A 12,907-nucleotide genomic window follows, 5' to 3' on the forward strand; every position below is an offset into this window, starting at 1 on the left:
TCCCATGTTAGGGGCCGCGCCCTGCCAGCGAGCGGAAGGAACCTCCCTCCACTCGCGACTATGTGGACGCATAGCTCAGTTGGTAGAGCAGCTGACTCTTAATCAGCGGGTCCTAGGTTCGAGCCCTAGTGCGTCCACCAGGTCCTTCCCACCAAGGAAGGTCTGCAAACGGCAGATCGCTTCGGGAACGCAGGCCTGCGCTTTCCGGTAACGATATGGACGCATAGCTCAGTTGGTAGAGCAGCTGACTCTTAATCAGCGGGTCCTAGGTTCGAGCCCTAGTGCGTCCACCATCGGTTTCCCTTTCGCACATCGACGTCTTTCCAGGCTGCCGCTGCGCATGATGCCCCGCCGCGGGCAGACGCGCATTCGGAGTATCGGGCAGACTTGTTCGAGGATTGGGCATGGCAAGGTCGCGTCGCGCACCTAGATGTCCGCTCTGCCGGCACACCGGCGAGGAGGAGGGCGACAGGCATGCGGGACAATGTCAGGCAGCTATATGACGTGCCGCGGCGCACGCCAACGCGGCGCGATCGAACTCGGGCGGGTGCAGGGGCGATCGGGGCAGCCATGCTGCTGGCCGCCCCCTTTTGCGCGCCGGCATCGACCGCGTTCACGCAAGCCGCGTCCGCACCGGCCAACGAGGTCGCCGGCACCTGGCGCATGATCAGCGCCACCGTCGAGGACAAAGGTGTTGTCAGCCGCCCCTATGGTCCGCATCCGGCCGGCATGCTGGTGTTCACCCCGGACATGCATTTCATCGAAGTGTTGACCGATGGCGATGCGCCGCGCTTCGCATCGGACGCGCGGGGAGGCGGCAGCGACGCCGAGAACCGGCGCGCAATGGCAAGCAGCATCGGCTTCTTCGGAACCTATTCGGTAGACGCCGCGGGCCGCTTCGCCGGCAATCGCGTCGAGGGCGCGACCTTTCCCAATTGGATCGGCAGCGTCAGGACGACCCGCGAACTGAAAATGACGGTCCGCGGCGACCGCATGCTGGAGGTTTTCACGCGGCCCGATGGCGGCATCGTCCGCGCGGAGTTCGTCCGCGCACAGCCGCCCCGGACGCAGCCTTGATCGCCAGTTTCAGACGACGCAACGAGAGGTCCCCCGTGATGATTTTCGAAGACGCGAGCCCGCACGATGCGGCCGAGATCGCAGCACTCGTAAACAGGGCCTATCGGGCCGCGGGCGGCGCCTACGGATGGACCAACGAACGCGAACTGATCGAAGGACCACGGACCAGCGAGGACAGCGTTCGCCGCATGCTCGATCGTGGGCGAATCGTCCTGCTGCGCACGACGGTCGGGGGTCCGATCGCCGGCTGCATTCATGTCGCGATCGACGATGACGGCGCCTGGCACACCTCGATGCTCGCGGTCGAACCAGACACGCAGGCGGCGGGAAGCGGCAAGGCGATCAAGCAGGAGGTTGAGCGACAGGCGAGGATCGCCAGCGCGCCGCGCATGCGAATGGAGGTCATCCGGCAGCGCGAGGCGCTGATCGCCTGGCACCGGCGGCGCGGTTACGAACCCACCGGTGCGATCTTGCCGTTTCCCTATGACGACCCGCGCGTGGGGCGTCCGCTTCGACCGGATCTGGAGTTGGTCGTGATGGAAAAGGCGCTGCCCGCCCGCCGACCTGAATAAGCCGGACGCCGGGGGCGGAACTGCGACGTGAAAGGATCGCACGCCCGTCGGACATGAAAGGTCTTGAACCGAACATCGGCGCGCTTATTTTCAGTGTGCCGGGCGCCGTGTTCGGGTCCGGTGGGACATAGAGGGCGTCGGCTCTCCGTTACCGGCGCAACTCATGCCCAGATCGCTTCATAAGGAGGATTTGGTAGTGAGAACGACTTTTGACTTCACGCCCTATCGGCGTTCCACGGTCGGCTTCGACCGTCTTTTCGATCTGCTCGAAACCGGCATGCGCAGCGACATGGCCGATAGCTATCCGCCCTTCGATATCCTGAAGGAGGGCGAGGACAGCTATCGGATCACGCTCGCGGTCGCGGGCTTCCGCCCCGACGAGATCGAAGTGGTCGCCCAGCAGAACCTGCTCACCGTGACCGGCCAGCGCGCCGACGAGAACGGAACGGGCGAGTATCTGCATCGCGGCATCGCCACGCGCGCGTTCGAGCGACGGTTCCAGCTTGCCGATCATATCGAGGTGGGTGCTGCCAGCTTCGACAACGGCCTGCTCAGCATCGCGCTGAAGCGCGTCGTTCCCGAAGCGATGAAGCCGCGCCGGATCGAGATCGGCGGCACGGCCGCCAACGATCGGATCGAGGCGCCGAGGGAAAAGGCGCTCGAAGCGGCCTGATCCCAAGACATCGGTGGCTTGCCGGCGCTGCCCTCGGGCGGGCCGGCAGGCCCTGCCCAATTCCAGCCAGAAAGGAGAAGAGCATCATGACATTGCGTGATCTGATTCTTTGGAGCCGGCAGGAAAACCGGCTGACCGCAACCGTATCGAGCGCGTAAGAAAACGCGCTGGCGCATCATCCGCTGTTCGCGCTTCACCGCGAGGTCAACCACTTGTTCGACGACGCCTTCCGCGGCTTCGGCGTGCCTGCCCTCGCCGGGTTCGACCGGGCGGCAATCTGGCCTCGCGTCGAACTGGGCGAAACCGACAAGGACATTCTCTTCACTGCCGAACTGCCCGGCCTCGACGAGAACGATGTCGAGATCCTCGTCGATGATGGCGTCCTCACTCTGCGGCGAAAAGCGCCGAGGTCGAGGACAGGGAGCGCGGTTATTCCGAGCGCAGCTATGGGCGCTTCGAGCGGCGTATCGCCCTCCCCCAAGGCGTCGAGCGGGACCGGGCGCAGGCGACGTTCAGCAACGGTGTGCTCCGGGTGACGCTGCCGCGTTCGGTCGCAGCGAACGAGAATGTCCGGCGTATTCCGGTGAAGGCAAAAGCAGCCTGATGCCTGTGCACCGTGACGACAGCTGACAGCTTACCGATGACGCAACCAGACTTTGAATGCCCGCCACCCGAACGAGGGTGGCGGGCGCTTTTTTGACAGGTTCAGCCGAGCCGGAAGTCACCGCGCGCAGCGCGCCATTGAGCGGGCCGGACCAATTGGTCATGCGCGATGCTGATCGAGTGCAGCGGGCCTTCGATCCGACGGTTCCAATAATCGATGAATTCGAACAGCACCGGAAAGTCCGGCGCCAGATCATAGTCCTGCCAGACGAACAGATTCAGCAGAGATGGCGCATCCGGACGATGATAATGGATCTCCGCCGTCGTCAGGCCGTACCCTTCCAGCCGGACCATCAGTGCGCGATCGATCATTGCAGACGCGCATCGTCGGGGCGTTCGTCCAGTGCCTTCATGGCTGCGAGGACATCATCGACCGGTACGGGATGGCGGGCGCCGGGTGGTTTACGCATGGCCGGCTCATCCTGCACAGCGGAGCGGTCGGAAGCCCATGAGGCCAGGATGGCGCGCTTCACTTCCGGCTCAAGGCTCGGATGGCGCGCAACGTCGAAGGGGTGCAGAAAGCGGCAAAATGGCAGCGACATGGCCGTTACCTCCTTTGCAGATGTCGCATTATCCCAGTGCGGCGCAACGCCGCTGATCCAATTTTGGAGAGGCAGTCGGCAGCGTCAAGAGGCAAATCGGCTCGAAAACCCGGCGGGGGAAGCCGTTGGCACTCTCATCAAGTGAGTGCTAATTTTTCTCTTGAACCGACTCCGCCTGCGTTTTAATTGAATGACAGCTCCCCCGTTCGATCGAACGGCTGGGGCAATCACATCATGTTATGCAACTGGAGGTTTTGCCATGCATTTCCGCCCCTTGCACGACCGTGTGGTCGTTCGCCGCATCGAAGCCGAGGAGAAGACCTCGGGCGGCATCATCATTCCCGATACCGCCAAGGAAAAGCCGCAGGAAGGCGAGGTTGTCGCCGCGGGACCGGGCATGCGCACCGAAGATGGGCAGCTCTTCGCACTCTCGGTCGAAGTGGGAGATCGCATCCTGTTCGGCAAATGGTCAGGCACTGAGGTCAAGATCGGCGGCGAAGATCTGCTGATCATGAAGGAAAGCGACATCCTCGGCGTGATCGACGACGTCGTTCCGCTCAAGCAAGCAGCCTGATCGGCCGCCCGTTTCGCAAGCAATCAGAAAGGTCAAGAAAAGGAGTAGGCCGTAATGGCTGCCAAGGAAGTGAAATTTGCGTCCGACGCGCGTGATCGCATGCTGCGGGGCGTCGATACGCTTGCCAATGCAGTGAAGGTTACACTCGGCCCGAAGGGCCGCAATGTCGTGATCGACAAGAGCTTCGGGGCGCCGCGCATCACCAAGGATGGTGTGACCGTCGCGAAGGAAATCGAACTTTCGGACAAGTTCGAGAATATGGGCGCACAGATGCTGCGCGAGGTCGCCAGCAAGCAGAACGACAAGGCGGGTGACGGCACCACCACCGCCACAGTGCTTGCGCAGGCGATCGTGCGCGAAGGCGCCAAGGCCGTTGCCGCCGGCATGAACCCGATGGATATCAAGCGCGGCATCGATCTCGCCGTGAATGCCGTCGTCAGCGATCTGGAAGCGCACGCGAGGACCGTCAGCGCAAACAGCGAGATCGCGCAGGTCGCCACCATTTCCGCCAATGGCGACGCGGAGGTGGGCCGCATCCTCGCGGAGGCGATGGAGAAGGTCGGCAATGAAGGCGTGATCACGGTGGAGGAAGCCAAGAGCCTCGAAACCGAACTCGAGACCGTCGAGGGCATGCAGTTCGACCGCGGCTATCTTTCACCCTACTTCATCACCAACACCGAGAAGCTGAAGGTGGAACTGGATGATCCCTACGTCCTGATCCACGAGAAGAAGCTCTCGAACCTGCAGGCGCTCGTGCCGCTGCTCGAAAAGGTCGTCCAGTCCGGCCGGCCGTTGCTGATCATCGCCGAGGATGTAGAGGGCGAAGCGCTCGCCACGCTCGTCGTCAACAGGCTGCGCGGCGGATTGAAGGTTGCGGCGGTCAAGGCGCCGGGCTTCGGCGATCGTCGCAAGGCGATGCTGGAAGATATCGCCATTCTTACCGGCGGCAATGTCGTCAGCGAGGAACTGGGCACGAAGCTGGAGACCGTCACCATCTCGATGCTGGGTCGCGCAAAGAAGGTTACAATCGACAAGGACAACACGACCGTCGTCGACGGTGCTGGCACGAAGGCCGATATCGACGGGCGCGTTACGCAGATCCGCCAGCAGATCGATGTCACGACGTCCGACTATGATCGCGAGAAGCTGCAGGAGCGGCTGGCCAAGCTCGCCGGCGGCGTCGCCGTCATCCGCGTGGGCGGCGCCACCGAAGTCGAGGTGAAGGAGCGGAAGGATCGTGTCGACGACGCCCTCCACGCAACCCGAGCCGCCGTCGAGGAAGGCATCCTGCCGGGCGGCGGCATCGCGCTGCTGCGGGCATTGAAGGCGCTCGATGGCGTCAAGGCGGCGAACGACGATCAGCAGTCCGGGATCGACATCGTCCGCCGTGCGCTCCGCGCCCCTGCCCGACAGATCGCCGACAATGCTGGCGAGGACGGAGCGTGGATCGTCGGCAAGCTGCTCGAAAGTGATGACTATAACTGGGGCTTCAATGCCGCGACCGGCGAGTATCAGGATCTCGTCAAGGCCGGCGTGATCGATCCCGCCAAGGTCGTCCGCACGGCGTTGCAGGATGCCGCGTCAGTCGCATCGCTGCTCATCACCACCGAAGCGCTCATCGCCGAGCTGCCCAAGGAGGACAAGGTCGCGCCGGCGGCCCCATCGATGGACTATTGATGACCGTGCGGGGCCGGCGCTGACGCCGGCCCCGCATAGTCGAAGCAGACCGGGCGGGTGCCCCGCTGCCGGCCCGCAAGGAGATTGATCCGTGACATCCGCATCAGCCCGAGCCGGACGCTCGCGCAGCGCATTACTGGCGATTGTCGGCAGTTGCGCGTTGAGCAGTTTCGCGGGCGGCGCTGCAATGACCGCGGTTCTGGAGCACAGGCAGGCACAGGCAGCTGCGCCGCCGCCTGCACCCCCGCTTCCCGTCGATCAACTCACGCTCGCGCCGCTCGTCAGGCAGGTGTCGCCGGCGGTCGTCAACATCGCGGTTCTGCAGGCGTCGCCGAACCTGCAGAACCCGCTGTTGCGCGATCCCTATTATCGCCTGTTCATGGGTGTTCCGGACGAAGCGCTGGCGCCGCGGGTGTCGGCGGGTTCAGGCTTCATCGTCGATGCCGCCGGCGGACTCGTGGTGACGAACCACCATGTGATCGCGAATGCGCGCGCGATCGCGGTCGGTATCGGCGATCGCCGCGTCGAGGCGCAACTGATCGGCAGCGATCCGCGCACCGACCTCGCCGTCCTGAAAATCCAGGCGGGCGGACTGCGCCAACTTCCCCTGGCGCAGTCACGGTCTCCGCAGGTCGGCGACTATGTCGTTGCCATCGGAAATCCGTTCCAGGTCGGCCAGACGGTCACGTCCGGGATCGTCAGCGCGATCCGCACGTCGGCTGACGGTCGCCACCGCTACGTGCAGACCGATGCGCCGATCAACCCCGGCAATTCCGGCGGTCCGCTCATCAACATGCGCGGCGAGGTCATTGGCGTGAATAGCGCCATCATCACGCCGGGCGACGGCAATGTCGGCATCGGCCTCGCGGTGCCGGCTGACGTCACCCGTGCGGTGCTCGAACGCATCGCGGGCGAAAAGCTGCCCGCGTGACGGCGCATGGTCGAAGATGGAGGGCCCGGCGGCGGCCCTCGCCCCTCAGAAGCGGTACGACAGGGACAGGCCGGCAGTGGGCTGCCAGCGGCTACCTTCATCGGTAATCGGGCTGTCGGCGAGATCGCCGACCAGATAGGTCGCGCCGGCGCGGCCGATGACACCGAAATGGCGATCGAACCAATAGCCCGCGGTCAGCCCCGCCCCCACATCGCGGAAACCCGATCCCGGGCGAAAGGCGGCAAGGCCGCTGGCCGCAGCGTCGGCAGAGGTGATGCCGAAATAGGTGCGGGCGTAATCGCTGTTGGCCCAGCTCGTCTGTACGTCGAGCGACAGCATCATATCCGGCTGGCGGATCGCGGCGTAGCTCGCGCTCGCGGTGGCGACCAGTCCGTCATGCGTGCCCGAGATGTCATGGAGCAGCGACAATTCCATCTGGACGCTACCCTGCCCCAGCTCGTCGCCGCCGATCCGGTAGCCGACATAGCCGCCCGCCTCGACCGCCATGTCGATCTCCGGCAGCAATCCGACCGGGCCGTCGACATTCTTGCGCGACATGCGCGGCCCGATCACAGGGCCAATCGCCAGCCGCGCATCGGGGGCGAGATCGACTCGCGCGCGCAGGCCGCGAATCTCGAAGTTCAAACCCTGCCAGCGAACGTCGGCGAGCGCGAAGGGCACCGCGCGAACGTCACTGGCGCCGTCATAATCGGGCACCACGCCGGCGCCGAGCGCGACCATGCCGTGGACCGCGTCATCGGACGGGGCCTGCTGGGCATGGGACGTGGCGGGCAGCACGGAGGCAGCGGCAAGCAAGGCCGGAAAGAACAGGCGCATCGTCGATCATCCTTATGGTGGTGGGGAGTGCGGCCACCGAAGGCGCCCGAGGTTCGGGCTTGACCTTCGGTGGCCTTGGAGACCGCCGATAGGGGGTATACGGCAGCCTCCGCCCGGATCGGGCAGGAGAGGGCGCTTGCCCGATCCGAAACGCTTGTGTGGGGCGGCTTCAGCCCTGTGCGGGCGTAACCGCGAGACGCCGGTCGGCGACCAGATAGACGATCCCGGTCAGCACGCTGGCCACGGGCACGATCAGCAGCCCGAGGGCGAGGCCGTTGGCGATGCCGGCGCCGGTCGCGGCATCACTGACAAGGCCGACGAACAGCGGACCGAAGGCCGGGCCGAGCAGGCTGGAGCCGATCATGCCCAGGCTGGAGGCCATGCCTTCCCTGCCCTCCCCGGCGACGCGATGGGCGGTGCCGAACGCCCAAGGCAGCATATAGGCGAAGGAAAACATGCCCGGCACCATCAGCGCGACCGCCATCCAGCCGGTCGATGCGAACAGGGCAGCCGTGGTCGTCGCCGCCGCGACCAGGAAGACGATGGCGGGCGGGCGAAGCAGGCCGCCGCGGCCGGCCCGCACCGCGCGGTCGAAACCGCGCCCACCGAGCAGCGTGCCGGCGATGCCCAGCACACCCTGCAGCAAGCCGAACGCGAGCCCGGCCTCTGCGGCGGTGTAGCCATAGGTGCGGATCAGGAAGGGCGGCGCGAAGGCATAGAAGGGTGCGGCGGCGAAACCGGCGGTGACCGCGGCAACGAACAGCCAGCGGAACTGCGGCGCCATGAGCAGGTCGAGGCTCGACCGCAGGAAGGATCCCGCGCTGACCGCGGCACGCCTGACGGGCGGCGTCGGCCCGGCGGCGAGCCATGCGAACAGCGCGACCAACCCGCCGGCAGCGCCAGCGCCGACCAGTGCGACGCGCCAGCCCAGCGCATCATTGACCGCGCCGCCGATCGCAAACCCGGCCATCGTGCCCAACGGAATACCCATGGAGAAAATGCCGATCGCCAGCCCGCGGCGTTCGGGCGCGATCTTGCGCGCGATCAGCGCATTGCCCGCGGGCACCGTTCCCGCCTCCCCCACCGCGACGCCGAACCGCGTCAACGCCAGGAAGAGAAAGCCCGTCGCGAGACCGCCCAGCGCGGTCATCGCGCTCCATACCAGCATACAGCCGACCAGCACGAAGCGCGGCGAGCCGCTGTCGGATGCGCGTGCCAGGGGCAGCGACAGCGACGTATAGCAGATCGCGAAAGCGACGCCGGTGATCAGCCCGATCTCTGTATCGCTGAGCGACAGTTCGGCCTTGATCGATTCCGCGAGGATGAAGGGAAGTATCCGGTCGATCTGGGCACAACTGCTAACCAGAAACAGCGCGAACAGCATGATTGCGGAACGCAATCCGGAACGGGTTCCGGAATTAACGTCAATTGCCGGATGCGGATGATCCAGCGTATCGGACAATGACATATCGGCAATTGCCGTCATGATGCGCACCCGCTTAGCTTGATTTGCCCTTATCAAACTAGGCACGGGATGCGATGGCCTAAATGCCAGAAATCCCAATATATCTGCCTATTGCTCCATACATCGGCACGGGGATGGCCTTTTACCGCCGCCGCGCGCGCTGGCCGGAGAGCGGGCGAAGGCGGATGCCGAGGCAGATCACCGTCGGCCAGAACAATGTGTGGATGATGTCCGAGGTCGTATCCGGCCAGCGCCACGAGCCATAATGCAGCCGGTCCATGATCTCGTTCGCCGCCTCCGCCGCGACGACGAACCATAGGGGCACGAAGGTGCCGAGCCCGCGCCGGGTGACCATGCGGCCGAGCATCAGCATCGCGAGGCCGGCGTGGATGTGGAGCACGGTGTCCGACAGGCCGGTGCCGTCACCGATCCACAGGATCAACCGCGTGTAGAGGCTGGGAATGTCCATGTGGGCTGCATGGCGGGCTTTGCTGCACCGCACAAGCAGCCAGCGGCCGGCGCTGCGGGATCAGCGGCTGGCCATCATCGGATCAACGGTTACGACGGCGCAGCCGGGCCCGAGCAGGTCGGTCATGCGGACGAGGTCGGCAACCGAATCCGCCGCCATCTTGCGCATCACATGGCCGCGGTGGAGTTTCACCGTCGCCTCGGCGATGCCTACCTCATTGGCGATCTGCTTGTTGAGCAGGCCAGTGGTGACCAGCGCCATGATCTGCCGCTCGCGCTCGGTAAGCATGGCGTAGCGCGCGCGCAGCGCCGCGTTGCGCTCGGCCTCGCTGCGCCGCATCCCGTCCGCGGCGATCGCCCGATGCACGGCTTCCAGCAGATCCTCCTCGCGCACCGGCTTGGTCAGCACGTCGACCGCGCCCGCCTTCATCGCCCGCACCGCCATCTGCACATCGACATGCGCGCTGATCAGCACCACCGACTGCCGAACGTCGGCGCGCGCCAGCGCTTCCTGGAACTCGAGGCCGCTGCGCCCGGGCAGGCGGATATCGAGCACGAGGCAGCCGGCGCGGTCGGGCCGGTCGGCGGCGAGATAGGCCTGCACCGATCCGTAGCTTTCGGTGGCGAGCCCGACCGACTGGAACAGCCCACCCAGCGCCTCGCGCACGCTTTCATCATCGTCGATGACGACGACGGTGGGTGGGTCGCTTTCAAAACAGGCGGGCATGCGCATCCCCCCGCGCCGCGGCGGGCAGGCTGAAGCGGAAGACGCTGCCCGCCGGCTGGTTGGCCGCCGCCCAGATGCGGCCGCCATGGGCCTCCACGATCGAGCGGCAGATCGAAAGCCCCATTCCAACTCCCCCGGATTTCGTGGTGAAGAAGGCTTCGAAGATGCGATCACCGAGCGCCGGACTCAAGCCCGTCCCGCCGTCGGCGACGCTGACCTCGACATCGCCTTCTTCAGTCACGGTGGTGCGCACGACGATCTGCCGCTCGCTTGCCGCGCGCTCTGCCATCGCCTCCGCAGCGTTCATGATCAGGTTGAGCACGACCTGCTGAAGCTGGGTGCGATCGCCGATCACCATGATCGCGGGCGTGGTGAAATCGGTCGCCAGTTGCACGCCGCGCCGGTGCAGTTCGCCTCGCAGCAGTTCGGCGATCTCGCGGATGGCGCGTTCGAGGTCCATCTCGACCATCGTGGGCGGCACCTTGCGCGCGAGCGCGCGAATGCTGCCGATGATGTCGCCGGCGCGATGGCCGTCGCGCACGATGCGCTCGGTGGCCTGCCGCGCCTGAGCGATATCGATGCGGCCATCCTCAAGCCAGCGCAGGCAGGTGCCGGCATTGGTGACGATCGCCATCAGCGGCTGATTGATCTCATGCGCGATCGAGACCGCGAGTTCGCCCATCGTCGTCATCCGCGTGGCATGTGCGAGGTCGGCCTGGCTGCGGCGCAGATCCTCTTCAGCGCGCTTGCGGTCGTCGATGTCAATGTTGACGCCGAACCAGTGCGGCCGCCCGCCATCCGCGCTGTAATATGGGCCTGCGCGGAACAGGAACCAGCGATAGCCACCCCGCCCGTCACGCAGCCGCGCCTCGCACTCATTGCCGCGCCCGGTGGCGAGCGCCGCGTTCCACGCGTCGAACAGCGTGCTGCGATCGTCCGGGTGGATCGCGGTCGTCCAGCCCGGGCCCAGCGCATGGTCGGGCTCCATCCCGATATAATCGAGATATTGCTGGCTGAGGAAATTGACCGCGCCATCGGCGTCCGCCGACCAGACCAGCCCCGGAATGGTGTTGATGATGTGCTGTAGCCGGCGTTCGCTTTCCTTCAGCGCCGCCTCGCTGGCCTTCAGAGCATCCTCGGCGCGCTGCAGATCCTCGATATCGACGTTGACGCCGAACCAGCGAACGACGCCGTTGGCATCGGTGAACTTGCGGCCGGAGAAATAGAACCAGCGATAATCGCCATTCGCGCCACGGATGCGTCCCTTGAGGAAGGTCTGCTTGGCGCCCGCAAGATCGCGGCGCCAGGTTTCCATCATTCCCGCCACGTCATCGGGATGGTAGAGATCGAGGAAGCCCCAGCCGAGTATCTGCTCCGCCGGCAGCCCGGCATAGTCCAGCCAGCGCTGGTTGATGAAATCGGCGCTGCCATCGGGCCGCGCGGACCAGGCGAGCACTGGCAGCGAATTGATGATGAGGTTGAGGTTGCGCTCGCTCGCCAGCAGCGCCGCTTCGGTTTCGCGCAGCGCGTTTTCGGTGCGCTTGCGATCCTCGATATCGAGCAGGATGCCGTACCATTTCACGACGTTGCCGTTGGCATCGAGCAGCGGATTCTGCCGCAGGGTGAACCAGCGATAGACGCCGTCCGCGCGGATGATCCGCCCTTCGACCTCGCGCCCGCGGCCGGATGCCATGATCTCCTGCCAGGCGGCGAGCAGCACCGGCGTGTCGTCCGGATGGAAGATCCGGTAGAAGCCCAGGCCGTAGATGTCCTCCGCCGGGAAGCCGACGAAATCGAGCAGTTTCTGGTTGCAGAAATCGAGCATGCCATCCGCCTTTGCCGACCAGGCCATCGCGGGGATCGTGTTGATGATCAGGTTCAGCCGCAGTTCGCTTTCGGCCAGAGCATCCCCGGTCGGCCGTTCCTCCCGCGTGTCGGCGGGCTCGCGGTCGGCGAGGTCGCGCACTTCGCGACAGGCGAGGCTGAGCTGGGCTGCCGCGACATCGAGCCGTAGCCGCTCCATCCCGGATGGAAAATCCGCCCGGCGCGATCCGGCGACAAGCCAGCCGAGGCTGGCGATCTCGCCCAACGCCACTGGCAGCACCGCCACATCCTCGCCCCCGAGGTGCAACGTGGCGACGCCCCGCGTCGGATCGGTCGCCAGCCAGTCGTCGATCGCGACCCCGACAACATCGGGATCGCCCCCGGGGCGGTAACCCGCGTCGACGCGCATGAAGATATGCACCATCTCGGTGAAGCGCAGCCCGACGAAATCGAGATCGAGCATGTCGAGAAGTTCGTCGAGCATCGCTTCGACGATCGCGGTCGGATCCATGCCCGCCCATGTCGCTGGCATCGCGTTTAGGCGGGCAATGTCGGCGCAGCAGCGCTGCAAGTCAGCGATCGCGGTCGCGTCGAACGATGCCGGCCCGGGAACATCCGGCATGCCCCCCTTATCCGGCACGATTGACGTCGGATGTGCGTTCACAACAGCCCCCGTCCCTGCCTGGTGTCGGCGTCATCGGCCCGTCGACGATGCCCCATCCGTGTGCACGCCGCCAGCCGCGACGCGCTCCCCCGTGGCCACAGCCTAATCCGCCGCCGCGCCACCATCCACCTCGACCAAGGTCGATCCGCATACGACCATCAGCGACGCGGCCGCGACCAAATCGGATTTGAGCCGGTCTGCCGATCGCGATAG

The 12,907-nt window shown here is 65.6% G+C and carries 13 protein-coding genes, 2 tRNA genes and 1 pseudogene; 9 read left to right on the plus strand and 7 right to left on the minus strand.

Annotation, left to right across the window (positions count from 1 at the left end; genetic code table 11):
* Positions 1-64 precede the first annotated feature (64 nt).
* The 6 genes and pseudogenes from FHS96_RS14195 to FHS96_RS14220 all read left to right on the plus strand — a co-directional run.
* Positions 65-140 (plus strand) — tRNA-Lys (locus FHS96_RS14195).
* A 77-nt stretch (positions 141-217) separates the two neighbouring features.
* A tRNA-Lys gene (locus FHS96_RS14200) sits at positions 218-293 on the plus strand.
* A gap of 277 nt (positions 294-570) precedes the next feature.
* Positions 571-1,077, plus strand: coding sequence for a lipocalin-like domain-containing protein (locus FHS96_RS14205; protein ID WP_429592530.1), 507 nt, complete (start codon positions 571-573; stop codon positions 1,075-1,077).
* 38 nt (positions 1,078-1,115) lie between these two features.
* Positions 1,116-1,649: a GNAT family N-acetyltransferase gene (locus tag FHS96_RS14210; protein WP_429592533.1), complete on the plus strand. Its 534-nt coding sequence runs from the start codon at positions 1,116-1,118 to the stop codon at positions 1,647-1,649.
* Between the two features lie 196 nt (positions 1,650-1,845).
* The gene (locus FHS96_RS14215) at positions 1,846-2,322 is read left to right on the plus strand and encodes an Hsp20 family protein (RefSeq protein WP_429592535.1); all 477 of its coding nucleotides are present in this window, start codon (positions 1,846-1,848) and stop codon (positions 2,320-2,322) included.
* 460 nt (positions 2,323-2,782) lie between these two features.
* Positions 2,783-2,926 (plus strand): annotated as a pseudogene (locus FHS96_RS14220) (Hsp20/alpha crystallin family protein); the annotation flags it as partial.
* Between the two features lie 101 nt (positions 2,927-3,027).
* On the opposite strand, the gene FHS96_RS14225 reads toward FHS96_RS14220, so the two are convergent.
* Together FHS96_RS14225 and FHS96_RS14230 are read right to left on the minus strand one after the other, a co-directional pair.
* On the minus strand, positions 3,028-3,297 hold the full coding sequence (locus FHS96_RS14225) for an usg protein (RefSeq protein ID WP_429592538.1): 270 nt from the start codon (positions 3,295-3,297) through the stop codon (positions 3,028-3,030).
* Entirely contained in the window at positions 3,294-3,527 is a 234-nt protein-coding gene (locus FHS96_RS14230) for a hypothetical protein (RefSeq protein ID WP_429592540.1), read from the minus strand. The genes FHS96_RS14225 and FHS96_RS14230 overlap by 4 nt, the downstream gene beginning before the upstream one ends.
* Positions 3,528-3,786: 259 nt before the next feature.
* Between FHS96_RS14230 and groES the strand changes: the two genes are divergently transcribed.
* From groES to FHS96_RS14245, 3 genes are all read left to right on the plus strand, one after another.
* Positions 3,787-4,101, plus strand: coding sequence for a co-chaperone GroES (gene groES, locus FHS96_RS14235; RefSeq protein WP_429592543.1), 315 nt, complete (start codon positions 3,787-3,789; stop codon positions 4,099-4,101).
* A 54-nt stretch (positions 4,102-4,155) separates the two neighbouring features.
* Positions 4,156-5,778, plus strand: a complete 1,623-nt coding sequence (gene groL, locus FHS96_RS14240; protein ID WP_429592546.1) for a chaperonin GroEL — start codon at positions 4,156-4,158, stop codon at positions 5,776-5,778.
* Positions 5,779-5,965: 187 nt separating this feature from the next.
* Positions 5,966-6,709 (plus strand): trypsin-like peptidase domain-containing protein, encoded by a 744-nt coding sequence (locus FHS96_RS14245; protein ID WP_429592549.1) that lies wholly within the window; start codon positions 5,966-5,968, stop codon positions 6,707-6,709.
* Positions 6,710-6,754: 45 nt separating this feature from the next.
* Here the strand turns inward: FHS96_RS14245 and FHS96_RS14250 are convergent, their stop codons facing one another.
* From FHS96_RS14250 to FHS96_RS14270, 5 genes are all read right to left on the minus strand, one after another.
* Positions 6,755-7,546, minus strand: coding sequence for a MipA/OmpV family protein (locus tag FHS96_RS14250; protein WP_429592552.1), 792 nt, complete (start codon positions 7,544-7,546; stop codon positions 6,755-6,757).
* Positions 7,547-7,715: 169 nt separating this feature from the next.
* Complete coding sequence (locus FHS96_RS14255) at positions 7,716-8,930, minus strand: MFS transporter (RefSeq protein ID WP_429592555.1); 1,215 nt, start codon at positions 8,928-8,930, stop codon at positions 7,716-7,718.
* Positions 8,931-9,153: 223 nt separating this feature from the next.
* Positions 9,154-9,480 (minus strand): hypothetical protein, encoded by a 327-nt coding sequence (locus tag FHS96_RS14260; protein ID WP_429592558.1) that lies wholly within the window; start codon positions 9,478-9,480, stop codon positions 9,154-9,156.
* Between the two features lie 60 nt (positions 9,481-9,540).
* Complete coding sequence (locus FHS96_RS14265) at positions 9,541-10,206, minus strand: response regulator transcription factor (protein ID WP_429592561.1); 666 nt, start codon at positions 10,204-10,206, stop codon at positions 9,541-9,543.
* Positions 10,190-12,652 carry a PAS domain S-box protein gene (locus tag FHS96_RS14270; protein WP_429592564.1) on the minus strand — a complete coding sequence of 821 codons (2,463 nt, stop codon included), beginning with the start codon at positions 12,650-12,652 and terminating at the stop codon, positions 10,190-10,192. Before FHS96_RS14270 ends, FHS96_RS14265 begins: the two co-directional genes overlap by 17 nt.
* Positions 12,653-12,907: the final 255 nt, after the last annotated feature.

The sequence above is a fragment of the Sphingomonas zeicaulis genome, from assembly GCF_050433225.1.
Classification (GTDB): Bacteria; Pseudomonadota; Alphaproteobacteria; order Sphingomonadales; family Sphingomonadaceae; genus Sphingomonas_D; species Sphingomonas_D zeicaulis.

What these genes read in the sequence shown, in the direction of transcription:
- FHS96_RS14205 (WP_429592530.1), top strand. Translation starts at nt 571, where the DNA reads ATGCTGCTGGCCGCCCCCTTTTGCGCGCCGGCATCGACCGCGTTCACG.
- FHS96_RS14210 (WP_429592533.1), top strand. Translation starts at nt 1,116, where the DNA reads ATGATTTTCGAAGACGCGAGCCCGCACGATGCGGCCGAGATCGCAGCA.
- FHS96_RS14225 (WP_429592538.1), bottom strand. Translation starts at nt 3,297, where the DNA reads ATGATCGATCGCGCACTGATGGTCCGGCTGGAAGGGTACGGCCTGACG.
- FHS96_RS14230 (WP_429592540.1), bottom strand. Translation starts at nt 3,527, where the DNA reads ATGTCGCTGCCATTTTGCCGCTTTCTGCACCCCTTCGACGTTGCGCGC.
- groES (WP_429592543.1), top strand. Translation starts at nt 3,787, where the DNA reads ATGCATTTCCGCCCCTTGCACGACCGTGTGGTCGTTCGCCGCATCGAA.
- groL (WP_429592546.1), top strand. Translation starts at nt 4,156, where the DNA reads ATGGCTGCCAAGGAAGTGAAATTTGCGTCCGACGCGCGTGATCGCATG.
- FHS96_RS14245 (WP_429592549.1), top strand. Translation starts at nt 5,966, where the DNA reads ATGACCGCGGTTCTGGAGCACAGGCAGGCACAGGCAGCTGCGCCGCCG.
- FHS96_RS14250 (WP_429592552.1), bottom strand. Translation starts at nt 7,546, where the DNA reads ATGCGCCTGTTCTTTCCGGCCTTGCTTGCCGCTGCCTCCGTGCTGCCC.
- FHS96_RS14255 (WP_429592555.1), bottom strand. Translation starts at nt 8,930, where the DNA reads ATGCTGTTCGCGCTGTTTCTGGTTAGCAGTTGTGCCCAGATCGACCGG.
- FHS96_RS14260 (WP_429592558.1), bottom strand. Translation starts at nt 9,480, where the DNA reads ATGGACATTCCCAGCCTCTACACGCGGTTGATCCTGTGGATCGGTGAC.
- FHS96_RS14265 (WP_429592561.1), bottom strand. Translation starts at nt 10,206, where the DNA reads ATGCCCGCCTGTTTTGAAAGCGACCCACCCACCGTCGTCGTCATCGAC.
- FHS96_RS14270 (WP_429592564.1), bottom strand. Translation starts at nt 12,652, where the DNA reads ATGCCGGATGTTCCCGGGCCGGCATCGTTCGACGCGACCGCGATCGCT.